At 63.8% G+C, this 23,324-nt stretch carries 18 protein-coding genes; 3 read left to right on the top strand and 15 right to left on the bottom strand.

Annotated features, from left to right (window positions below):
- Window positions 1–51: 51 nt before the first annotated feature.
- The 10 genes from katB to aroE form a co-directional block, all read right to left on the bottom strand.
- Window positions 52–1,557, bottom strand: a complete 1,506-nt coding sequence (gene katB, locus XaplCFBP3123_RS16155) for a catalase KatB (RefSeq protein WP_172453316.1) — start codon at window positions 1,555–1,557, stop codon at window positions 52–54.
- Between the two features lie 640 nt (window positions 1,558–2,197).
- Window positions 2,198–2,806, bottom strand: a complete 609-nt coding sequence (locus XaplCFBP3123_RS16150; RefSeq protein ID WP_104534949.1) for a DUF6624 domain-containing protein — start codon at window positions 2,804–2,806, stop codon at window positions 2,198–2,200.
- Window positions 2,803–3,936, bottom strand: coding sequence for an ATP-grasp domain-containing protein (locus tag XaplCFBP3123_RS16145; RefSeq protein WP_343125493.1), 1,134 nt, complete (start codon window positions 3,934–3,936; stop codon window positions 2,803–2,805). Before XaplCFBP3123_RS16145 ends, XaplCFBP3123_RS16150 begins: the two co-directional genes overlap by 4 nt.
- 20 nt (window positions 3,937–3,956) lie before the next feature.
- Entirely contained in the window at window positions 3,957–4,124 is a 168-nt protein-coding gene (locus tag XaplCFBP3123_RS21530; RefSeq protein ID WP_172453315.1) for a hypothetical protein, read from the bottom strand.
- A 19-nt stretch (window positions 4,125–4,143) separates the two neighbouring features.
- Window positions 4,144–6,330: a peptidase domain-containing ABC transporter gene (locus XaplCFBP3123_RS16140; protein WP_104534948.1), complete on the bottom strand. Its 2,187-nt coding sequence runs from the start codon at window positions 6,328–6,330 to the stop codon at window positions 4,144–4,146.
- Window positions 6,327–7,607 (bottom strand): HlyD family efflux transporter periplasmic adaptor subunit, encoded by a 1,281-nt coding sequence (locus XaplCFBP3123_RS16135; protein ID WP_104534947.1) that lies wholly within the window; start codon window positions 7,605–7,607, stop codon window positions 6,327–6,329. Before XaplCFBP3123_RS16135 ends, XaplCFBP3123_RS16140 begins: the two co-directional genes overlap by 4 nt.
- A 146-nt stretch (window positions 7,608–7,753) precedes the next feature.
- On the bottom strand, window positions 7,754–9,886 hold the full coding sequence (dinG, locus tag XaplCFBP3123_RS16130; RefSeq protein ID WP_104534946.1) for an ATP-dependent DNA helicase DinG: 2,133 nt from the start codon (window positions 9,884–9,886) through the stop codon (window positions 7,754–7,756).
- Window positions 9,887–10,139: 253 nt separating this feature from the next.
- Window positions 10,140–10,376: a hypothetical protein gene (locus XaplCFBP3123_RS16125; RefSeq protein ID WP_104534945.1), complete on the bottom strand. Its 237-nt coding sequence runs from the start codon at window positions 10,374–10,376 to the stop codon at window positions 10,140–10,142.
- Complete coding sequence (locus XaplCFBP3123_RS16120) at window positions 10,373–10,747, bottom strand: hypothetical protein (protein WP_172453314.1); 375 nt, start codon at window positions 10,745–10,747, stop codon at window positions 10,373–10,375. The genes XaplCFBP3123_RS16125 and XaplCFBP3123_RS16120 overlap by 4 nt, the downstream gene beginning before the upstream one ends.
- Window positions 10,737–11,588: a shikimate dehydrogenase gene (aroE, locus tag XaplCFBP3123_RS16115; protein ID WP_104534943.1), complete on the bottom strand. Its 852-nt coding sequence runs from the start codon at window positions 11,586–11,588 to the stop codon at window positions 10,737–10,739. Before aroE ends, XaplCFBP3123_RS16120 begins: the two co-directional genes overlap by 11 nt.
- A gap of 51 nt (window positions 11,589–11,639) precedes the next feature.
- On the opposite strand from aroE, the gene XaplCFBP3123_RS16110 reads away from it, so the two are divergent.
- Complete coding sequence (locus tag XaplCFBP3123_RS16110) at window positions 11,640–12,521, top strand: TolB family protein (protein ID WP_104534942.1); 882 nt, start codon at window positions 11,640–11,642, stop codon at window positions 12,519–12,521.
- Window positions 12,522–12,897: 376 nt separating this feature from the next.
- Here XaplCFBP3123_RS16110 and XaplCFBP3123_RS16105 read toward each other — a convergent pair whose 3' ends face one another.
- The 3 genes from XaplCFBP3123_RS16105 to XaplCFBP3123_RS16095 form a co-directional block, all read right to left on the bottom strand.
- Window positions 12,898–15,417 (bottom strand): PepSY domain-containing protein, encoded by a 2,520-nt coding sequence (locus tag XaplCFBP3123_RS16105; RefSeq protein WP_104534941.1) that lies wholly within the window; start codon window positions 15,415–15,417, stop codon window positions 12,898–12,900.
- A 436-nt stretch (window positions 15,418–15,853) separates the two neighbouring features.
- The gene (gene hemB / locus XaplCFBP3123_RS16100; RefSeq protein WP_104534940.1) at window positions 15,854–16,843 is read right to left on the bottom strand and encodes a porphobilinogen synthase; all 990 of its coding nucleotides are present in this window, start codon (window positions 16,841–16,843) and stop codon (window positions 15,854–15,856) included.
- Window positions 16,844–17,102: 259 nt separating this feature from the next.
- Window positions 17,103–17,345: a hypothetical protein gene (locus XaplCFBP3123_RS16095; protein ID WP_172453327.1), complete on the bottom strand. Its 243-nt coding sequence runs from the start codon at window positions 17,343–17,345 to the stop codon at window positions 17,103–17,105.
- Window positions 17,346–17,542: 197 nt separating this feature from the next.
- On the opposite strand from XaplCFBP3123_RS16095, the gene XaplCFBP3123_RS16090 reads away from it, so the two are divergent.
- On the top strand, window positions 17,543–18,004 hold the full coding sequence (locus XaplCFBP3123_RS16090) for a hypothetical protein (protein ID WP_104534939.1): 462 nt from the start codon (window positions 17,543–17,545) through the stop codon (window positions 18,002–18,004).
- 258 nt (window positions 18,005–18,262) lie between these two features.
- Complete coding sequence (locus XaplCFBP3123_RS16085; RefSeq protein ID WP_104534938.1) at window positions 18,263–18,628, top strand: hypothetical protein; 366 nt, start codon at window positions 18,263–18,265, stop codon at window positions 18,626–18,628.
- A 252-nt stretch (window positions 18,629–18,880) separates the two neighbouring features.
- On the opposite strand, the gene XaplCFBP3123_RS16080 is transcribed toward XaplCFBP3123_RS16085, so the two are convergent.
- Together XaplCFBP3123_RS16080 and XaplCFBP3123_RS16075 are read right to left on the bottom strand one after the other, a co-directional pair.
- Window positions 18,881–20,665 carry a DUF885 domain-containing protein gene (locus tag XaplCFBP3123_RS16080; protein ID WP_104534937.1) on the bottom strand — a complete coding sequence of 595 codons (1,785 nt, stop codon included), beginning with the start codon at window positions 20,663–20,665 and terminating at the stop codon, window positions 18,881–18,883.
- Window positions 20,666–21,005: 340 nt separating this feature from the next.
- Window positions 21,006–23,234: a S9 family peptidase gene (locus tag XaplCFBP3123_RS16075; RefSeq protein ID WP_172453313.1), complete on the bottom strand. Its 2,229-nt coding sequence runs from the start codon at window positions 23,232–23,234 to the stop codon at window positions 21,006–21,008.
- Between the last annotated feature and the right edge of the window lie 90 nt (window positions 23,235–23,324).

The following is a 23,324-nucleotide window of genomic DNA, read 5'->3' as shown; positions in this document are numbered from 1 at the left end:
TCCCGATAGCGAAAACGGCACCGCGGCACAGGCCGCGATGCCGTGGGTGGATCAGTCCTGCAGGCTGGAGGCCAGCTGCTTGACGCGGGCCAGGTCGCCCTTGGCGACACGGGTCACGCCGGTGCCGTATTCGGGGTCGGCCTTGTACAGGAACGACAGCAGGATGTGCTTGCTCTCGGTATCGGTGGTGGCCAGCGACTCGCCGAAACTCTGCACCAGATCGGCGCGATCCTTCTTGCTGTAGGACCGATACAACTCACCGGCCTGCTTGAAGTTCTGCTCGCGGGCGATCTTGGCCTGCTGGGTGGTCCCCGACAGCGGCAACGCGCTATAACGCGCGGCCGTGTCCTGCGGACGCGGCTCCAGGCGGCTCGGCTCGTAATTCACGCCGCTGGTGGTGTGGCCGTTGTTGCCTTCGCCATCCTGGTTGCCATTGTTGACGGCCACACGCGGACGGTTGACCGGCAGGTTCAGGCCGTTGGCACCGATGCGATACAGCTGGGTGTCGGCGTAGGAGAAGATGCGCCCCTGCAGCAGGCGGTCTTCCGACGGCTCGATGCCCGGCACCAGGTTGGCCGGCGCCATCGCGACCTGCTCGGTTTCCTGGAAGAAGTTATCGACGTTCTTGTTCAACACCATCTGGCCGACCTTCTGCTCCGGCACGTCCGGCCAGATCTTGGTGGCATCCAGCGGATCGAAATCGAACTTGGCCAGGTCTTCCGGCTTGAGCACCTGCACGTACAGGTCCCACTTCGGGTAGTCGCCCTTCTTGATCGCACCGACCAGATCGTTGGTCAGGTGGCTGTAGTCCTTGGCCTGGACGGCAGCGACCTGCTTGGGATCGAGGTTCTTGATGCCCTGCAGCGTCTTCCAGTGGAACTTGACGTAATGCACTTCGCCCTGGGCATTGACCAGCTTGTAGGCATGCACACCATTGCCGTCCATGAAGCGGTAGCCGGCCGGCGTGCCTTCATTGGAGTACAACAGCGTCAGCGTGCGGGTGCTTTCGGGCACGTGCGAGAAAAAATCGAAGCGGCGCGAATCGTCGTCCAGGTTTGTGCGCGGGTCCGGCTTGAACGCATGGACCATGTCGGGGAACTTGATCGCATCGCGGATGAAGAAGGTGGGGAAGTTGTTGCCGACCAGATCCCAGTTGCCGTCGCTGGTGTAGAACTTGGTGGCGAAGCCGTGCGGGTCGCGCAACGTTTCCGGCGAGTGGTTGCCGTGCACCACCGAGGAAAAGCGCACGAATACCGGAGTCTTTTCGCCGGCACTGAACACCTTGGCCTTGGTCAGGCTGGACAGATCGGCGGTGGCGGTGAACTCGCCTTTGACGCCGGTGCCGCGCGCATGCACCACGCGCTCGGGGATGCGCTCGCGATCGAAGCGCTGCAGCTTCTGGATCAGTTGCACGTCTTGCAGCAGGGCCGGGCCGGTGGCGCCGGCAGTCTGAGAATTCTGGTTGTCGCCGACCTTGGCGCCGTTGTCGCGGGTCAGGACGGATTGGGCGAAGACCGGCGGGGCGATCAGCGTCGGGGCTAGCAGGGCTAGCACCATGAGGGATCCAGGGCGCATGGCGTCAGCTCGTTTGAGGGAGCTGAATCATGGCCAGCGAACCGAAGCGTGAGAAGTCGTTAGTTATGATCGCTGCGATAGGCGAACATGATGATGACCGTAGAGCGTGATATGCGTCGCGTTACAAAGTGGCGGCACGTTGAAGATCGCGCCGCTCGCGACATGCAGGTGCTGAAAAGCCTGAATTACAGACAAGAACGCATGGTGTCGACGACTGCGCAAATACTGCAGTGCAAAAGACTTGCAGACCCAGGAATGAGCAAAAACACCCGGTGAGACGTATGCACCTGAGACCGGAAGCCGTCGCCTAGCGGAACCAAGGCCTGGCACCTGCACAGGCGATGCCATGCGCTGGCGACATCCGTACCGTGCGCGCCCAGGTCACCCACGTCCGATGCCGAGATCGAAGCGAAGCACGACATACCCAGCATCAGAACGACCAGCCAACATGCCAGGCGCTACCCGAACCGAGGCAGCATGCATCGATTTGCTTTCAAGCTGGTCGGCCTGGAAAAGTCCAGCCCGGCCACTCAGAAAGAATGTCTCCGATCCAAGCACGCACTCGCAGCCACCCATGCGTTGACCAGCAGCCCCCGCAGCACACTTGGAGGTCGCTCATGGTTCAAAGACCACCGGAACCTCCCTGTTCGTCAGGCAAACCGACCTCTGCCCTCCTCTGCGCCAGCCGCGCAGGATCTTCCAGATCGAACAGGCTGCCATCCGCCTTGCGCTGGGTGCCATAACGCTGCGGTTTGCCCGACATGATCAGATTGCGATCCACGAACAATGCCAGGTCCGCGGCGCTATAAGACCCGCGCGCCGCTGCAACCTCGATGTTCTTCAGGAAGTCATCGCGAAACTTGCGGTCAGTGGAGTGTTGCGCGACCAGAAAACCGGCGTGCGCACCGTCTTCGCCGACAGATGCGACATCGGGGAAGCCGAATTTCTCGATCAATGCAGAGAGCGCCACCTGATTTTCCCGTTGCGACGCGACCAGACGCATTGCCATTTCCTTCGCTGCGCCTTGATTGGCCTGCAGTTGTTGCGCCGTGAAGGCACCGCGGATCTGCTCGCGGATCTGCTGATCGGCATCGGCCAATGCCAGCAATTGTTCACGGTAGGCGACATTCATAGGTTGATGGTCCGGCTGCGGATTCTGTCCCGCTCCGGCAACAGCATGTCCGCTTGTCGCCAGCTGCCACAACAGCACTCCTAGCATCATCGCTTTCATGAACACGCAACTCCCGATTCCGGAACGCTCTCGACCCCCACCTCGCCCTGACCAGCCATGGATTTTTTTTCCTGGCGTAAAAATTCCTGATACCTGCTGGTTTGCCCGTAAACGAGGAACGAACAAAACTTACCCGCGATGTCCACCCCGGGCGACTTGTCGTCCAGATAGAGAAACTGTCCACCCGGATTGAGCTCCAGAAATACCGGCTCACCTCCAGCAATGGGGACGACAAAATCCGCGCAGAAGAAATCGATACCCAATGCCGATCGAAGCAGATCCAGCTTCGCCTGCAAACCGGGATACAACGATACCCACTCGTAGTGGATGGTTGTCTTATGCCTGATAGCGCGATAGTCGATCTCACCCACCAGGGAATGACGCATCTGCATGCAGAAGTACTCGCCTCCCATGCAGACCACCCGTAGGTCGCCTTGATGATTGACAACCTGCTGATATGTTGTCGGACATGCGCGCAGATCCGCATCCGCCAGCTGCTCTTGCGGAGAAATGCGTGTCGCGTAGGAGACGCTGTAGTTCTCACCATCCGCCCATGCGCCGACATTGAACGGCTTGACGACGACACCGTCGGCATGTTTTCGACGAAAGGCATGAATATCGTCGGGACGGTGGCTGATTAAGGTCTCCGGCACCAACAGACCGCTGGCCACTGCCGCGGCGAGTTGCAGCGGCTTCTGATCGGCGGCGAGTGCAACCAGCGGCGCATTGACCCAGCGCTTCACGCCATGCCGCGCGGCGAGCAGGGCCACTGCCCCCAGATCGAACAGCAATCCCTCGGTCCTGATGAATTTTATGTCCTGATCGTGGACATGCGCAGGCGCCGACTTATTGAACAACAAACGGCGGCTCCAGGCCGCATCGTAGACAATCGGAACGCCATCTCGAACAACGCTCACGCCTTGCGGCCCATACAGCAGAGACCTGTCGAGACCACACGGCCACTGCCCCGTATCCAACAGGCTCACAGCGTGTCCCGATGCGGCGATCATCGCAGCAATCGTGGACGCATGCGTGTCGCTGCGCGGAGCGACGATCAACACATTTCTGATATTTTCGTCCATAGACGCAACACATTCCAAGGCGCGACAGGAGCATGGCGACATCTGCATGTCGCCATGCCGGGGGACACTTAGCTGACGATGACGATCGTTTCGGTGTCGACGGCCTCGACAATGATGATGATCAACGTATCGCCCGCACCACCGCAGGACACAGCACTGACTTCTTCCTGAGTCATCTCACGTGCGAAGCGTTGAGCGACGGGACGTGAGTTTTCCATGAGTTCAAAGTTTTCCATTACTTACTCCTTGGCTGCTTCAGGGTAGTTCGCCGGCGAGATTGCCGGCGCGCTTCTCGACGCCATCACTGGCCTCAAGTCTCTCGGCGCCATGACTGGCCGCCTGCTTGTCACGCGATTCGGCGACAAGCGATATCCTGCGGTCGGCAGATGCGATCGTTTCCTGCCGGTGCGCGATGATGATCCGGGTCATTTTCATCGCCCTGATATGCGCGTTGACCACTTGATCTCTATTGGAATCCAGATGACTGGTGGCCTCGTCCAGTACAAGGATCTTCGGCTGCCGATACAGAGCACGCGCCAGGATGACGCGCTGACGTTGACCACCCGACAGGATCGAACCCATGTCGCCGACAAGAGATTCGTACCCCATTGGCATCCTGGCGATATCGTCATGAATTGCCGCCAGCTGCGCGGCGCTGGCGATCCGCTCAATACTCGAATCCGGATCAAAGAATGCAATGTTGTCGGCCAGCGATCCGGCAAACAGCTGGTCATCCTGCATGACTGCCGACACCATGGCCCTGTAGTTTTCCAATCCGAATTTGCGGATATCGACCCCACCGACCTCAATGGTGCCCTCGGTCGGCTCGATCAGGCCCAGCAACAACTTGGCGAATGTGGACTTGCCACAGCCGCTGGGGCCCACGATGGCAACTGACTCACCCGCTTCGATACGCAGATCGAGATTGCGTATGACCCATGGATCGTCGTCCGAATAGCGGAAACTCAGTCCCTTGACCCGAATCTCGGGAGCGGGCTCCGGGCCGCTATAGCTGGAGATTTCATCCAGCTCCGGCGCAGTCGTGGCGATATCGGCGATCCGCTCGGCATGCAGACGCAGCATCTTGAGCTCGATGAACTTATCGACCAAGCCTGAAGCCCTGCTGGTGAAAAGATCCGCGTATGCCAGGAAGGCAACAAGCATGCCTGCCGACAATGTTCCATTCAATGCCAAGTAACCGCCGATGGCGATGAGAAACACTCTCTGCGTTCCGAACAGCCCCTGATTGAGCGCATTGAATGCAAGACCAAAACGTTGTGTCTGCATTTCCAGACGCACGCTCTGTGCTGTGGCACTGAACAATCTTCCCTGGCGCAGCCCCTGCTTATTGGCCAGCTTGATCGCCTGAATGCCCCGCACCGACTCCATCAGCTCGCTCTGCTGACGTGCCGCGTATGCCAACTGATCGCGGCTGATCACGAACTGCAGTCGGTAGAACGCCAGACGCAAGCCCAGATACAGAGCGAAAGCAGCCAGCACCAGGCCTGTGAGTGGCGGGCTATAGGCCATCAGAATCACCACAGCCAGGCATCCCGTCAGCCCATTGAGCATCGCCTCCACAAAACTGCCGGTCAATGTCGTCTGAATCGATTTCAATGAAGAAAAGCGCGACAACACATCGCCCATATGCCGCTTCTCGAAGTACTCGAGTGGAAGCCGCATCAGATGGCCAAACAGGTTGGTGATCCATTGCGTATTCAATGATGCGCCGAGCCAACTGACGATCCAGCTCCGCGCGACTGTCAAGATGGTCTGGAAAACGACAGTGAGCAAGAAGGCAATGGTCAGTATCTTGAGCAGCTGCATATCCGCTGAGACCAGCACATGGTCGATAACCCACTGCATCTGGAAAGGCAAAAGCAGCGCAAGCACCTCGATCGCCAATGCCAGGCCGAAGATCTGCAGCAATCCGCGCCTGAGGCCAAAAATACGCCCGGTCAGGGACCGCAAGGACACCCGTGGCGCCTCAACGGAAGGCCGGAAGTCTGCGCCGGGGTGCAATTCCAGCAAGACGCCAGTGAAATGTTTTCCGACCTCGGACATCGGTAACCGCAGCGTCCCTCGCGCAGGGTCGTGGAGTAGCGCAATACCTCGCGCGACGCGCTCAAGGACGACGAAGTGCGACATATCCCAATGCAGGATGCATGGTTGTTTCAGGTCTTGCAGATAGTCAGGCTCGGCTCGCATTGCCCGGACATCCAGGCCCATGGCGCGACCGATCTGTACCAGCCGCTCAAGCCGCACGCCTCTTAGCGAGATATTGAACCGCCGCCGGACCTGAGCGAGATCGATTCTGTCGCCGTGATATCCGGCGACCATGACCAGGCAGGCAAGACCGCATTCGGCCGCCTCTGTCTGCATCACCGGGACGATCTGCGCGCGGTTCGACAATAACTGGTGGACGGATGCGGTGTCGATCATGCGCGTTTCTTGGCCGAGTCATCCAAGAAACGCGCCGTCATTTCGTAGACGGGTTCAAACATCCATTCGATCAGTTTGCGCTTCTCCAGAAGTATGTCGGCATCCAGTACCATGCCCGGACGCAGCAGCTCTTTCCTTCCGTTGGCTACAATATGCTGCGTTCCCAGTTCAACGACGACACGATAGCGAGCCTCCTCTATCTGTTGCCCCAGCAGCGATGACAACTCTTTTGAAGTGACCGCGCTACGCGAGACCTCCACCACACGGCCTGCGTAGCGGCCGAACTTCTGATACGGAAATGCCTGATAACGAAGAAGAACGCGATCGCCACGCGTCACGAATCCAACCGCCTTGGAAGGCACCCAGAGCTCGGCGCGCAAGGTGATGTTCTTGGGCAACAGGGTGACGAGGGGCTGTTGCGCGCTGACCGGCTGTCCGGCGTGGACGAACAGGTTTCCAATGACTCCGTCTGCGGGAGCGCGCAAGACGACGGAACGGCGCGCCTCACTTTCAGAAAGAGATTGAGCGACGTCGGCAATTTGCCTGGCAATTTCGTTGCGCTTTCCTTCCAAGGCCGCAGGATTTTGTTCCAGCTCCGATTGCAGTTGAGAATGCTCCACGCGCAGATCCAGCGCATGCTTTTGCAGCTCTTTGAGTTGACCTTGGTTCTGGATTGCAATGTCCTGCTGCTGCAGTAATTGAACCTTGGTCAATATTCCCTTTTCTGCAGCGCTCACCCATTGTTCGTAGAGACGAAGCGCACTGTCTGCGCGCTGGCGCTGCAGCCGGATTTGTTCGGCGGTGTTGTCCATCTGCGCCTGCAGCAAGGCGACTCTTCGACGCAGATCGCGCTGTTGGGCAGCGTACAGCTGATTTTGTGCCTGCATATCTGCATTCAGACGGCTGCGCTTTATCTCAAGCTGCGAGATGACCAATGCCTGTGTGTCCCCGAGCGATGTGCTGTCTTGTTCTCCGGAAATTTCCAGAACAGGGTCACCAGCCCGCACCGTGGCTCCCTCGACCACGAACGCCTTGGAAACCATGCCGGCGCTGAGCGGCGTCAGTGTCAACACACCACGGTCCGGTACCAATGCGCCATTGACGGCTTCGTGCCGGGTGAAACTCCCGAAGCACAGCAACGCAAGCATGGCGACAACAAGAAAAACCGCAGTGACAAAACATGGCCAACCGAACTTCGGCGCCTCAAGGCGCACCGGCGCAAGCCAGGCTTCTCGGCGTGCGCGCAACACTTCTTCCCTGAAGAAACTGCCCGGCATATGCACTTCCTGTTTCGCTAAGGGACGCGCCTACTTCCTTCAGGCCCAGTTAATCCACAGAAACGGTCCCTGTCAAGTGCAATGCATCGCATGACGTCATGTCGCTGTTAGAAAGCTCACGAAAGCAGAAAAGTGACTGACTTGAACTAACCGATCACCCGCTTGAACGGCGGCAGCGCGTCGATGATGCGTTTGCCATAGCGGCGCGTCAGCAGGCGCGAGTCGAGAATGATCACGCGGCCGTGGTCGCTGGAACTGCGGATCAAGCGGCCCGCAAACTGCGTGAGCGTGCGCAGCGCGTGCGGGATGGCGATCAGGTTGAAGGCGTTGTGGCCGCGGCTTTCCAGCCATTCGCTCAGGGTCGAGGTTTGCGGGTCGGTCGGCACCGCGAACGGTACCTGGGTGATGACCACGGTGGTGCAGGCATCGCCGGGCAGATCCAGGCCTTCGCCGAAGGAGTTCAAACCGAACAGGACCGAGCCCTCGCCGGCGGCAATGCGGCGCATGTGTTCGGTGATCAATTGCGACTTGTTGCCCTCGCCTTGCACCAGCACGCGGTTGCGCTGTGCCAGCGGCATCAGGTCGGCGACCTTTTCCATCTTCCAGCGCGAGGTGAACAGCACGATGCTGCCCTTGGCGGTCCAATCGAGTTCGCGCACCAGATAACGCGCGACTTCCTTCGGGTGGCCTTCGCGGTCGTCGGGGGTGACCGGAAAATTGGGCACGATCAATTCGGCCTGGTTGGGCAGGTCGAACGGCGAGGCAAGCGAGGCCATCTCGGCGTGATCGGGCAGGCCGTTGTCGATGGCAAACGACTGGAAATCGCCGCCGCCGGTGAGCGTGGCCGAGGTCATCACCACCGAATCCACCTCGTTCCAGATCATCGTGCGCAGCACCTGCGCGGCTGACACCGGCGAGCAATGGCAGATCAGATCGCCATCGCGCGACAGGGTGATCCAGCGCGCCATCGGCGGCTGGCCTTCCTTGTCTTCGCGCCGCCAGCCGCTCCACAGATTGTGTTGCTGCTCGGCCATCTCCAGGGCCAGGCCGAGGCTGCGCTGCAGGCGTTCGCGCGCCGCGTCGTCCTGCTTGCCTTTGGCGATCGCACCATGTGCGGCATGCACCCAGTTGAACAGCGCGCGGGTTTCTTCGCCGAGTTCTTCGATCGCCGGGCCCCATTGCGGCGGCAGCTTGCCGTTGGCCGCACGCCATAGAGGATCGCGCTCGCCGGGCTCGGGTTTCCACACGCGCTCGACCTCGGCGTGGAAGGCCTTGAGCAGCTTGGACACGCGCGCGGCCACCTCGATCGCCTCGTTGGGCAACAGGTTGCCGAGCTTGTCCTTGTCCACGGCGCGGTAGGCGGCGGCGATGAGGATCTGCAACCGGCCGGTGCGTTTGGCCATCTCGTCCAATGGCAGGTTCGCGGCTCCCTGGTCGATCGCCACGCCGGCGATGTGGTGGCCTTCGTCGAGCACCAGCAGCATGTCGGCGGGCGGGGCGATCAATGGCTGGCCATTCTCGGCATCGCCCAGCGACAGCGACGACAGCAGCAGTGCATGGTTGGTGACCACGATCTGCGCTTCGCGCACATCGGTACGCGCCTTCAGCACCGGGCATTGCGCGGCATAGCTGCAGCGGCGACCGGCACAGCCGGAGGCCGGCGTGGTGATGCGCAGCCGCAGCGGTACCGAGACCTGTTCGGGCGCATCGTCCAGATCGCCGTTCCAGCTGCGCTCGGCGTAGGCCTTGGCCAGGCGCTTGGCCAGATCCGCGTCGGCCGGGCTGAGCGGGCGGTCGTAGAGCACCTGCTCGTCGTCGAACATGCCTTCCTGGCTGGTTTCGCCCTGCAGCTCGGCGGCGTTGCGCGTGCATAGGTAGCGGGTGCGGCCCTTGGCCAGCGCGACCGTGGCTTCCAGGCCGGTGGCCTTGAGGAAGGCCGGGATGTCGCGCTCCACCAGCTGCGATTGCAACGCCACGGTGCCGGTGCTGATGACCAGCTTTTTCTTGGTGGCCAGCGCGATCGGCACGCCGGCGGTGAGATAGCCCAGGCTCTTGCCGACGCCGGTAGGCGCCTCGGCAATACCGATGCCACCGGAGGTGGCCAGCGCGCGCGAGACCAGGCCGATCATCTGGCTCTGCGCCCGCCGTGTGGCAAAGCCGGGCGTGTTGGCCTGCAGCTTGGCGTAAGCCTCGCGGATGCCGGCCTTGATCGGGTCGGTCAGAACACGCTGGGTGGGAACGGGCGCCGATGGCGCGGCCGGTGGGGCAACTTCATTCATCGGGCTATTTTCGCACGGACCGGCGCAGCGCCTGCGACCGGCACGGCGCTCGGCTGAACGTGTTTGTTGCGCGGGGCGGCCGCGCCGCCAACCTGGTCCCAGGTGCGCACGCTGCACGGCCAGCCACCTGCTTCGGATCCGATCATCGCCGGCAGGCACTGGCCGCATGCTCGGACCTGGAGGGTCGCGCAATGGATGCCGACCGAAGCAACCTCCACTGCCTGCAACGAGCAGGCAGCATCGCTTCACGTTGTCAGCGGCCTTGCGCCCGCCGCGGCCATGCATGGCGCGCCCATACCAGTCCGATGACCGCCATTGCGATGCCCATCAGCAACATGCCGGCGCCCACGCCAGTGGGCCCGAAGCGTTCGTACAGCAGGCCGCCGCGTTTGACCGCAGCCAGCGCCTGCGGATGCAGCAGCGTCCACCCGCCCTGCCCGGCACTGACCAGCCCGACCACCACCAGCGCGATGGCTTTGAGCGGAATCATGGGCGCGGGCCGGCGGCGGGTGGCACCCGTTGCAGGCTGCCTGCCAGCGTCCACACCAGCATGCCGATGCCCACGCCTTGCACCGCCATCAGCACGAAGTGGGCGATGCTGACCACCATGCTGATCTGACGCACATTGCCCTGCTGCAGCAACAGCATCGGAATCGCCTGGAAGGCGACCTCGGCAAACAGGCAGCCCAGCAGCAGCCAGAGCGCGGCCAGCCCGGCACGCCGCAACGGGCTTTGCGAGGCACGCCACAGCAGAACCAGCCCGAGCAGCAACGCGACCAGCATCGGCACGCGCGACAGCAGGCTGGTGACCAGGGTCAGCAGGATATCGGTGGCGGTGACGCTGCCCACCTCAGTCGGCACTGACCAGGAGGGCCTCGCGCGCGCGCAGCGCGGCGTAGACCGGGTCGGTGTCCGGCCGCACGCCATGCCACAGCGAGAAACTCTCAGCGGCCTGCTCCACCAGCATGCCCAGGCCATCGACGGCGTAGCGGCACTGCGCCGCACGTGCCCAGGCCAGGAACGCGATGGCGGTGGCGCCGTAATTGAGATCGACTGCCGCGGTGAGACTGTTGACCAGGCCCAGCGGCATGGCGAACGCGCCGGCATCGCGATCGCGCCCGGCCGCGGTGGCGTTGACGATGAGTTCGAAGTCGCCCAGGTCGCGCAGGTCTTCGATATAGCGCGAGACCACCCGTCCCGGTTCGCCGAGCGCATCGCACAAGGCATCGGCGCGCTCGGGCGAGCGGTTCACCACCACCATTTCGGTGATGCCCGCTTCCAGCAGCGCCGGCGCCACGCCGCGCGCGGCACCGCCGGCGCCCAGCAGCAGCACACGGCGACCGCGCAGATCCAGCCCGTGGCGGTCGGTAAGATCGCGCACCAAGCCGGCGCCATCGGTGTTGTCGCCCTGCCACTGGCCATCGTTGCGCACCAGCGTATTGACCGCACCGGCCAGACGCGCGCGATCGCTCAGGCTGGCCGACAACGCACAGGCGGCCTCCTTCAACGGCAGGGTCACGTTTGCGCCCTTGCCGCCTTCGTCGGCGAAGCGCTCCAGCGCGGCAGTGAACTCCTCCGGGGGTGCGTCGATGGCGGTGTAGTCCAGCGCGATGCCGGTCTGCTTCCCGAAGTCGGCATGGATGGCCGGCGACAGCGAATGGGCGACGGGGTGACCGAACACGGCATAACGGGATACGGGCATGAAACGCTCTCTGGTTGACTAGACTGTGCGGACTTGAGGCAGGAACACCGCATGCAACTTCGATGGACGCTGCTCGCGCTGGCGGCAAGTTTACTCTGCGTCCCGGCCGCGTCGGGGCTGGCCGAATTCGGCATCGAAGGCATGGGTGTGGTCTCCACGCCGGCCAACGAGGCGCGCGCCACGCTGAGCCCGGACGGGCAACGCATCGTCTGGGCCAGCGACCGCGCCGGCGGTGCCGGCGGCTGGGATCTGTGGCAGGCCCGGCTGAGCAGCGGGCGTTGGCAGAACGCAGAAGTACTGCCGATCAACACCGCGCAGGACGAGACTTCCCCACTGTTCAGTGCCGATGGCCGCTGGCTGCTGTTTGCCTCCACCCGCCCTGGCGGTGCCGGGGGCGCCGACCTGTATCGCGCGCCGGTGGACGCGCAGGGCCGGATAGGTGCGGTGCAATCGCTGGGCGCGGCGGTCAACAGCCGCGGCGACGAGCGCTCCCCGACACTGTCGCTGGACGGCACGCGCCTGTTGTTCGCCAGCAACGGCCACGGCGGCGCCGGCGGCATGGACCTGTTCGTGGCGCGCTGGGATGGGCAGGCCTTCATCGGGCCGGTCGCGCTGAGCGATATCAACAGCGCTGCCGACGAGCTAGATGCGGCCTGGCTTGGCGATGGACGGGGGCTGGTATGGGCACGCGGCCAGCAGGATGGTCCCAGCCAGTTGGTGCTGGCGACCTGCAGCAACGGCCATTACACCGTGGGCCAGGTATTGCCGCTGTCGTTCAATGGGCCGCAGGAACGCACCTTCGGTGCGGTAGTGGATGCGGCCAAGCCAGGCGAGTTGCTGGTGACCGGCAGCGCGCGCGCACCACGTGCGGGGCAGTTGGACATCTATCGGATGAAGGCGCCGGCGGTGGATGGAGATACGAGCTGCCGTTGAGGATGGGTGGGTGCGCAGACCCGGGCCAGGAGCTGCAGAGAATACGACTTCACGCCGAGCTGTTGCAGAGCGGATGATCTGGGTCACGCTGCAGGGCGCTGATCTGCGGTGTGACTGTAGGGCTGATGATCTGAGGCTTGGTCGCAGGGTCCTTGCCCGCCCACCATCGCAGGACACGCCGCGAATCCGTCCATGGAGGCTCTTATGCGGCATCCCTGCCGCATAAGGTCCCGCGACTGTGGGCGGACAAGAACCCGTCGGGATGGTCGGTGTGCATGGATGCAAGCAATGCATGAAGTGCGTTGTTTGGATAACGACGATCATCTTCCCAATGCTGAGCCGCTCCAACGCTGCGATGCAGTGGTCATGACCGCACTCAATACACATCGCGCCGATAACGTCCCGCTGCGGTCAGCGACTCCAGCCGCGTGTCGCCCAGCAGCTCGCGCAGCGTGGCATCAACCTCACGCGCCATGCTGTCCAGGCTGCCGCAGACATGGATCACCGCACCGCGATCGATCCAGTGGCGCAAGGTGTCGCCGGCTTCGCGCAAGCGATGCTGCACGTAGCGTTTGTGCGCCTGATCGCGCGAGAACACCCGATCGAGCTGCTGCAGGTGACCACGCGCATACCAGGCCTGCAGTTCGTCGGCAAACAGACCATCGTGCGCGGCCTGCCGTTCGCCGAACAGCAGCCAATGCCCGTGCACGCCGGCCAGCTCGGCCTCGCGCAGCAGGGCGCGCAAGCCGGCGATACCGGTGCCGTTGCCGATCAACACCATCGGCGCCTGTTCGACGCGATGGAAGCCGGGATTGGTGCGCAACCGCGCGCGTATCTGCACACCGACGGGTGCGTGGCAGATCAGCCAGCCCGAGCCCAGGCCGGGGCTGCCGTCGGCACCTGTGGTCAGGCGCACCACTGCGGTCGCAACGCCATCGGCCGGCACGCTGGCCAAGGAGTAGTCGCGGGTCGGCAGCCAGGCGCACGCATCCAGCCAGGTCTGTGGATCCGGATGCGGGGTTGGCGGGCGCGTGGGCGGTTCCGGCAACACGCGCTCGGCAGCGGCCTGCTGCAGCGGCAGCAATTGCGCATCGACATGCACCAGCGCGTCGGGCGGCAGTCCCCACGCAGCCAGGCACGCGCGGACGTGCGTGTAGACGTGCGCGGGCTGCACTTCGAGAATGTCGCCGGCCTGCCACTGCGCGCCGGACGGTGGCCGCAGATCGATCTGCCAGATCGGTGCTCCCTCGCTGCCCGGGTTGAGATGCGTGCGCGCCGACAACGTCCAGTGCAGCAGCGTCGGGCGTGCCAGCGACACAGCGGCCACCGGCGCACCGGCAATCTGCGCCAATTGCGCATGCCATTGCGCCAGGGCCTGCGGATCGGTGTTGTCCATCTCCACTGCCGGAAACAGCGGCTGCGCGCCCTGCGCCTGCAGCCACTGTTCGATGCGTCGCGAAAACCCGCAGAACTGCACGTACTGGCGGTCGCCCAGGGCCAGCACGGCATAGGTCAGCTGTGGCAGCGTCATGCGCTGACGCAACAGTTCGCGCTCGAAGCCGCGCGCGGTATCCGGCGGCTCGCCATCGCCAAAGGTGCTGACCACGAACAAGGCATGCCGGGTGCCCTGCAGATGCTGTGCGGTGAGCTGTGCCAGCGAGCGCACCTGCACCGGCAGACCGGCCGCCTGCAGATGCCCGGCCGCCTGCCAGGCCAGCCGTTCGGCAAACCCGCTCTGGCTGGCGAACCCGATCAACCACGGCTCGGCCTGCGAGGCCGCCGGTACACCGTGCAGGACATCGCGCGCTGCGCGCAGCGCGCGTTTCTTGCGGCGGCGATCCAGATACAGCATCCAGCCGGTCACGAAGAACACCGACATGCCGACACTGGCCAGCATCACCACGATGCGGCCCGGTAGCCCGAAGAAACTGCCCGAGTGCAGCGGAAACATGCTGACCAGCAACTGCTGGCCACGCGGCAGCAGTGCATAGTCCTGGCGACGCAGCAGCGCACCGCTGCCCGGCTCGATTTCCAGATTGTCGTAGGCGCGATCGTGGTCGGGATGGTCGGGCAGGAACCGCACGCTCAGCGGTTGCCCCGCACGCGGCGGGATGCGCAGGTCCAGTGCCGTGGCGTGCGTGGCTGGGACGGCATCCAGGGTGCGCTGCACGGCCACGAAATCCACCGTGGCCGGGCGGTGATCGCGCCCGTCGCCGCGCATCGCCGGCTCGGTGCCGAGCAAGGCCACCATGCCATCGCGATACCAGCTGTAGGACCAGGTCAGCCCGGTCAGCGCCACCAGCAGATACACCAGCAGGCACCAGGTGCCGAACACCGCGTGCAGGCTCCACAGAAAGCTGCGCCCCTGCCGTCGCCATTCCACCGCCCACCAGGTGCGCAGACTCCACCAGCGTCGCGGCCAACGCAGATACAGGCCGGAGGCGCAGAAGAACAATAAGATCAGGGTGCTTGCACCGGTCACCGCCTGGCCGCGCTTGCCCGCGGTCAGATGGCGATGCAGATCCTCGATGAAGGCAAACGCGCCGCTCAGTCGCGGAGCGGCGACCTTGTCGCCGGTATACGGATCGAAATACACCCGGCCGCCCCCCTTGCCGGCCAGGCGTGCGGTGGACGGACGCTTGCCGGTCGGGTCGATCAGCATGCGGGTGACCGCCTGCTGCTGATCCAGATCGAGCCGGCGCAGCAGCACATCCACCGGCAATGGCCGCTCGCCTGCCGCATGCCGCTGTGCCAATTGCGCGATGGCCGGATTGGCCAGCCGCACGATCTCGTTTTCGAAGGACATCAACGCACCGGTCAGCCCCATCACCGACAGCACCAGCCCGGCCGTGATGCCGAGCAGCCAGTGCAATTGGAACAGGACGGTCTTGAGCACGCGCGAACAGCCTGAAACAGTGGGGTCCGCTATTGTAGATGAGAATCGTTATCGCAGTTTGCGTGCGGATTTTCGAGGCTCACGCCTACGCCATCACCGACAAGACCGGGCGGGTCAGCGCGCAGGTCGGCAATCTGCAGGGCGTGGTGGATGCGGACATGCGGCACGCCGCCTGACGCAATGCGATGACGTCGCGATCGGTTATCGCCAGATCATTGCCGCACCGCCGGTATCTGCTGATCCGCAGAAATCAGCCTGGCCAAAGCTGTCTGCGTTGCAACCTCCTCGCTCATCAGGCGATTGCCGCGCTCTGCACCAAGCGCGGGCCGCGAAAGAACGCGGCCCGTGGGGGGTCATTGCGTTTCCATCGCATCAAGCCAAGCCTGCGAGCGCCGATTCTCCGCCTGCCAGGCGTCACACCACCGCATCCCTGAACTCAGCCTTCCCGCAACCAACGCGCCACCTGCGGTGCGAAATAGGTCAGCACGCCGTCGGCGCCGGCGCGCTTGAACGCCATCATCGCTTCCAGCACGCAACGACGCTCGTCCAGCCAGCCATTGGCGGCGGCGGCCTTGAGCATCGCGTACTCGCCGCTGACCTGATAGGCGAAGGTCGGCACGCGGAATTCCTGCTTCACGCGCCGCACCACATCCAGATACGGCATGCCCGGCTTGACCATCACCATGTCCGCGCCCTCTTCCAGGTCCAGCGCGATCTCGCGCATGGCCTCGTCGCTATTGGCCGGGTCCATCTGATAGGTGGTCTTGTCGGCCTTGCCGAGATTGCCGGCACTGCCAACCGCATCGCGGAACGGGCCGTAGAACGCCGAGGCGTACTTGGCCGAATAGGCCATGATGCGCACATTGAGATGGTCCTGCGCATCCAGCGCGCGGCGGATCGCACCGATGCGGCCATCCATCATGTCCGACGGCGAGATGATGTCCACACCAGCTTCTGCATGCGACAGCGACTGCCTGACCAGCGCCTCGACGGTGATCTCGTTGAGCACATAGCCCTTGGCATCGATGATGCCGTCCTGGCCGTGCGTGGTGTACGGGTCCAGCGCCACGTCGGTCATGATGCCGAGTTCGGGAAACCGCGCTTTCAGCGCACGTACCGCACGCTGCGCCAGGCCGTCCGGATTCCAGGCCTCGGCCGCGTCCAGGCTCTTGCCGGCCGGGTCGATCACCGGGAACAGGTCGATCACCGGAATGCCCAGCTCCAGGGCCGCTTCGGCTTCGCGCAACAATTCGTCCAGCGACAGGCGCTCGACGCCGGGCATGGAGGCGATCGGTGCGCGGCCGGACAACTCATGCACGAACACCGGCCAGATCAGGTCGTCGGTGGTCAGCGTGTTTTCGCGCATCAAACGGCGCGAAAACGCATCGTGGCGCATGCGGCGGGGACGGTAGTGGGGATGGGCCATCGTGGGCTCCTGTCAGCAGCCGGCAAGTTTACGCCCGCGACCCGCTGCCGAACGCGCTGCGACGCTGTGTCGCAGTACTGCAACGGGCCGGATCACGCTGCGATCAATGCAAGCGTGATCCGCTTGGACCACGCGGTCAGCTCACCCCACAGGGAACGCGCCCGGCTGGCGGCGGTGCCACGCGTCGATCTTCTCCATCGCCAGCCGGTGCACAGCCCTTCAGAGCTCGCGCGACCTGCCTGGAAGGCGACGCCGCGTGCTAGATCACCCCGCCGCCCAGGCTCAGACGGACCACCCCGACCACGATCACCAGGCCGTTGAGCAGCAGACCGGTCTTGGCACGCCCGCGATTGCCGGCCGAAGTGAACAGCAGCGCGATCGCCGCGATCAGCGCGCCGACCGCCGCAAACGGGATCAGGAACCAGTTGCCCCAGCCCAGCAACGGGATGAAGGCCAGCACCATCCACAGCAGCGCCACAATGCCCCACAGCAGGCTGATCAATCCCACGTGCCACCTCGTCATTCAAAGAAGCCCCGAGCTTAGCGCCGCGCCCGCCAAGACGCTGTGGGCAAATGGTCACCCTGACCAATGGCGGCTTGGCGGTAGCCTCACGTGGGCATGGCTAGGGTGCAGCAAAGTCCGGAGCGATTCAGTCCGGGCGCCGGATCATCGCTGTCATTACCCACAGGGGTCCCACCATGTACATGCAATCGCTGATCAGGAATGTCGCCATCGCGGCGGCCACCGCTGCCTTGCTGGCCGGTTGCGCCAGCAGTTCCAAGGTGATGCTGGGCCAGGCGCGCGCGCCGATCGACCCGGCGCAGGTGCAGGTGTATTCCAATGCCCCGGTCGGCTCGGTGGAGATCGCCCAGCTCGAATCCACCAGCGCTGCCGGTTTCGGCACCCAGGGCCAGACCGATGCGGCCGTGCAACGCCTCAAGCGCGAAGCCGCCAAGCTCGGCGCCAACGGCGTGGTCATCGTCGGCGTGGGCTCGGAACGCTCCGGCGGCGGCCTGTCGGTGGGCGGCGGCAGCTACGGCGGCCGGGTCGGCGGTGGCCTGGGCATCGGCATCCCGACCACCCAGAAGCGTGCAGCCGGCATGGCGATCTGGGTGCCGGCCGAGGCGGGTGATGCAGCTCGCTCACCGCCTAGCCAGTAAACCGCTTGACTCGGATTCTGATGTCTTCGCCCAGCAAGACTCCCAGTAACGAAAATGTTGGGCGTTTTTGTGGGCGGTCCTGGCAAAAAGCGCCCCGAGCCGGCTTGTAGTGAAACCCCAAATCGGATGCAGTATCCTTTGGTGGCAACCAGGTTGGGACCGCCTGAGCCTTGCGTGCCAGGTTCCCTGTCTACTGCGCTTTGGTCACTTGATCTTGGCAAAGTGCTGCTGTTGGCCTCAGTCATCTAAGGAATAGTCATGAAAAGCTGGATATGGATGTTGATGTTGGCGATGTGCTTTGTCGGAGAAGCCGCGGCGCAGAAGAAGGGAGTCACGCTTGTTTGTCGCTCTGACGATCCGTTCGTCTTCTGTACGCAAGGCTGTAAAGACGAAGACAAAAATTGGATACCGGTAGATCCAATTAGCGCGACCTGGGTTGCCGTACCTGGATATTGCCTGTTCCCCAGTCCGTCACCTTGCTGTGCCGGCGCAGTGTGCCTCCAGGCCTGGACGCCGACTGCCATTACTGCGCTTGCGCAATATGAGAGCATTTGCCCGGAAGCAAAGAAGCAGGGAAAGTGGACAGGTCAGAAGCGACCCGAGAATGTTCCATTCGCTCATTGAGCGCATACGCTCAATGAGGCTTCCTGCAACAGGCCGCCGTACAGATCATTAATCATGCGGCGGCTTATCAGTGCGACCTTCTCGCCAGCGCGCAGGTCGCGCTCTTTTCTATTTCGAATGAAGCTGTATCGTCTTAATTGGCTGCAACTCCGAATAGCGTTATTCATGAAATCGGCGCGACCTTCAGGGCCGCGCCTTAGTTTCAGCATTTGAACTGCCCAGAAGAACCAGTTCGGCCAAACCCTGCTGAATTTACTTCCGCTGCGCCGGGATGAACTGCGTCTCCACTGCCTTGGCCAGCTGGTCCGGCGGCAGCAGGCCCTGGTCGAGCAGGAAGTTGTTGAAGGCCAGGCGGTCGAACTTCTCGCCTAGAACCAGCTCGGTGCGCATGCGCAGTTCCAGGATGCGGGTGTAGCCGTAGAAGTAGCTGCCGGCCTGGCCGGGGGCGCGGACGGTATAGCGGTCCAGTTCCTGGCGGGTCATCGCCGGCGAGAGGCCGACGTCGTCTTCGAGCACCTGGCGTGCGCGTTCGCGGTCGATCAGGCCTAGGTTGAGCATCGGGTCGAGCATGGCGCGCGCGGCACGCAGCAGGCGGAACTGCAGGGCGATCAGCTGGCCGTCGAGCGGTTCGTACGGGACCATTTCGGCTTCGGCATACAGCGCCCAGCCTTCGACGTTGACCGAGTTGAACGCGAACAGGCTGCGCGCCAGCGACACGCCGCGTTCGACCATGGCGGTGAACTGCAGCTCGTGGCCGGGACGGCCTTCGTGCGCGCTGAGCGTCCAAGCGGCCGAGCCGAAGTTGAAGTCGTCGTACTGTTCCTTCTTGGCGCCATCGGCGGTCGGGTTGCCCAGCGGCAGCACGAACTGGCCCTGCTGGCCGGTATTGCCGATCAGCGGGGCCGGCAGGAAGTGCGGCGCCGGTTGCGCAGCGCTCTCGGCGGCACTGCCCAGGCGCATCTGCATCGGGCGGTTGGGCACATCGACGATGCGCTGCTGACGGATGATCGGGTCGATCTGGTCGATCACGCCGCGGTAGTGGGTTTCCAGCTGGTCGTCGGCGATCTTGTTGCCCTTGAGCGCGCGGATCACCTGCACATAATCGCTGCCCTGTACGCCCTTGGCCTTGGCCACCAGCGGCGCCAGCTGACGCATCGCCGAGCGGGTTTCCATGAATTCCAGCTGCGCGCGCTGGATCAGCTGCTGCGGGGCGATGTCGATGCCGACCTGCTTGAGCTGGAAGGCATACAGCGGCTCGGGCAGGCGGGTGTCCTTGCGCGCCTTCGGCAGTACCGTGGCGCGGGTCCAGTTGGCGTAGTCCTTCAACTGGGCGGACATCGCCTTGAGCGCTTCGTCGGCCCCGGCGATCTTGTACTTGGCGAACAACTCGCCGATGCCGGCGACGTAGGTATCCACGTTCGCCAGGGCCTGCTCCACTTCGCGCTCGGTGGGCTGCAGCAGGGCTTTATTGCCAAGCCGTTCTTCGTAGCGCTGGCGGGCCAGCGTGGTGGTCGGCGTGCTGCCCGGTACCAGGCCGACGTAACGCTTGAGGCGATCCAGCGCCTTGGCGCGGCGCTCGGGCACAGTCTGGTCGGACAGCAATCCATTGAGGCCGCTGAAGACCAGCTGCGGCGCGTCGTTCCACGGCAGCAGATAGCGCTCGTTGAGTTCGCTGCCTGCGATGTTCTGCTCGGCCGCAGCGATCATGATCTGCAGGTCCTGGCGCACGTTGACGTCGCGCTCGGTGGCCAGCTTGGCCTGCAACGCAGCGCGCGCCTTGCTCATCGCGTCGCGGTAGCGCGCAGCGTTGTTTGGCGCAAGGTCGATGACCTGGTCGTCGTAGCCGGGCACGCCGAAGAAGCTGGCGTATTCGGGCTGGAACGGCGCCTGCGCGTTCAGCAGGATCTGTGCGTCGCCATTGCTGGTCTGCACCCAGGCCGGCGTGGCAGCCTGGGCCTGCGCGGCGTTACCTGTCTGTGCCTGCAATGGCAGCGAAGCACCGAGCGCCAGCGCAACGGCGAGAACGAGTGGTTTCATGGGGTGGATCCGCAAGTTGAGTAGCGCGACCCTACCCATCCGCAGTGGCTGCGGCAATGCGTCTTAGGTCATGGTCCGCAAGGTGGCGGCGGCGCTTGCGGGTCCGTTACCAGGCTCCAGCCGTTGGGCGATCGCAGCGTGCGAGGCGATGCAGCGGGAATGGGTAGCGGCGATCACATGGCAACGTCCTTGTAGGCCAGCGGTTGGTACACGACTGCAGACGTGAGCGGTGAGCAACGCCACAGCGCGCCCAGCGCCACCGGATGTCGCCGAACTCGGCATCGGCGGTCCTTTTACCACTGCAGTTCGTGCGTCCCTCTGGCACCCGGTTGTCGACCGCTCAGGGCATCAGGCAGCGCTGGATGAATGCCTCTGCGGTCTTGTAGCGATGCAAGGCGGTGCTGCCGGACAAGCCGTGCTTGGCACCGGGATAGGTCATCAATTCGAAAGCGGTGCCGCGCGTCTGCAACGCGCTCATCAGCGCGGTGGAGTTGGTGAACAGCACGTTGTCGTCAGCCATGCCGTGGATCAGCAGCAGCTTGGCGCGCAGGCCATCCAGATGGGTGGCGATGCGTGCGTCGCGGTAGCCGTCGGCATTGCCGGCCGGCAGGTCCATGTAACGCTCGGTGTAATGAGTGTCGTACAGCCCCCAATCGGTGACCGGTGCGCCGGCCACGCCGCAGGCATAGGCCTCGCTGTGCCTGGCCAGCAGCATCAACGTCATGTAGCCGCCGTTGGACCAGCCCTGCACGCCGATGCGCGTGGGATCGACCCAGCGCTGCGCCTTGAGCCAGGCCACACCCTGCAGTTGGTCGTCCACTTCGACAGTGCCCTGCCTGCCGTACAGCGCACCGCCGAAGGCGCGGCCGCGCCGCGGCGTGCCGCGGTTGTCCAGCGAGAACACCACATAGCCGCGCTGGGCAAGGTACTGATCGAACAGCGCATCGCCACGGCTTGGCCAGGCGTCGAGCACGGTCTGCGCGGCGGGGCCGCCATACACGTACACCATCACCGGATAGCGCTTGGCCGGGTCGAAGTTGTGCGGCTTGATCAGGCGATACTGCAGCGGCGTGGTGCCATCGGCAGCGGTGAGCGTGCCGAATTCCACCGGGCGCTGCGCGTCACGGTATCTGGCGTAAGGGTGTTGCGGATCGGCCAGATCGTTCTTCAGCAGCGTGGCGATTTTTTCGCCATTGGCGCGAAACAGCTCGATCTGCGGCGGCGTGGCGGTATTGGACCAGGTATCGACATACACGCTGGCGTTGTTGGCGAAGCTGGCGGCGTGCGTGCCGTGGGTTGTCGAACGTCTTTCGATCGCACCGCCGGCCAGCGGCACGGCGTAGATATGGGCCTGGGTCGGCGATTCCTTGCTGGCGGAAAAATACACCGTGCCGGCGTGCTCATCGACGGCGAGCAACGCATCGACCACCCAGGCGTCGGAGGTCAGCGGCGTGAGCGTGCGGCCGTCTTCGGATGCCACATACAGATGTTCGTAGCCGCTGCGCTCGGAGTTCCAGATAAAGCGGCCGTCCTTGAGAAAACGTAGATCGTTGTGGAGCGGCACCCAGGTCGGCGAGGTCTCGGTGATCAGCACGCGTTGCCTGCCGCTGGCCAGCGTGGTTTCGATCAACTCGAGGGTTTTCTGGTCGCGCGACTGGCGCTGGAAGGTCAGCCGCTGCGTATCGCGCCAATCCACGCGCGCCAGGTAGATGTCCGGGTTCTTGCCCAGGTCGATCCACTGTGGCTTGGCTGCAGCATGCGGTGCGATCACACCCAGTTGTACGGCCACATTGGGCTGGCCGGCCTGCGGATAGCGCTGGCTGATGACTTCGGTGTGGTCGGCATAGACCTCCGGGCGCTTTTGCACCGGCACGCCGGATTCGTCGATACGCGCGAAGGCGATCGCCGAATCGTCCGGCGCCCACCAGTAGCCGGTGTGGCGATCCATTTCCTCGTCGGCGACGAACTCGGCCACACCGTTGCCGATGGTCTCGCTGCCGTCGCCGGTGAGCTGCAACTGCTTGCCGCTGGCCAGATCGATCACCCACAGGTTGCGCTGCCGCACGAAGCTGACGAAGCCGCCCCTGGGCGAGAGCTTGGCGTCGGTGGCGAAGCCTTCGCCGTGAGTGAGCTTGCGCACTGCCGCCGCGCCGGTCTTGCGCAGGTCGTACAGATACAGCTCGCCGCCTAGCGGGAACAGCAACGCGTGCGCGTCCGGCGCCCATTGGTAATCGACGATGCCGGCAAAGGCGGCGATGCGTTGGCGCTCGCGGCGGGCCTTTTCCACATCGCTGAGCGTTTCGGTGCCGGGCAGGACGAGCTTGGAATCGACCAGCAGGCGGGTCTGGCCGCTGGCGATGTCGTACTCCCACAGATCCAGTTGATTGCGGTCGCTGTCCTTGCCGCGCAGGAAGCTCACGCGCGAGCCGTCGGGAGCGACCTTGGGTTTCATCAGCGTCGGGCCGGACAACGGCAACGGGCCGGTGATGGCATCGAGGGTGAGTTTTTCGGCGTGGGCGGTGGTGATCGTGCTGAGCATGAGGGCAAGGGCGGCGAACAGGGCGCGCATCGAAGATCCTGTCTTGAGATAACGCACAGGATGCGGGCGCGTGGGGTGTTTGAGAAGCGCGGCGGGTGATGGCGCGCGTGGACGTCCTGC

Origin of the sequence: Xanthomonas arboricola pv. populi (assembly GCF_002939945.1) — a bacterium.
GTDB classification, from domain to species: Bacteria; Pseudomonadota; Gammaproteobacteria; order Xanthomonadales; family Xanthomonadaceae; genus Xanthomonas; species Xanthomonas arboricola_A.
Note: the sequence above shows the minus strand (reverse complement) of the source record. Positions and strands in the feature narration are given on the sequence as shown.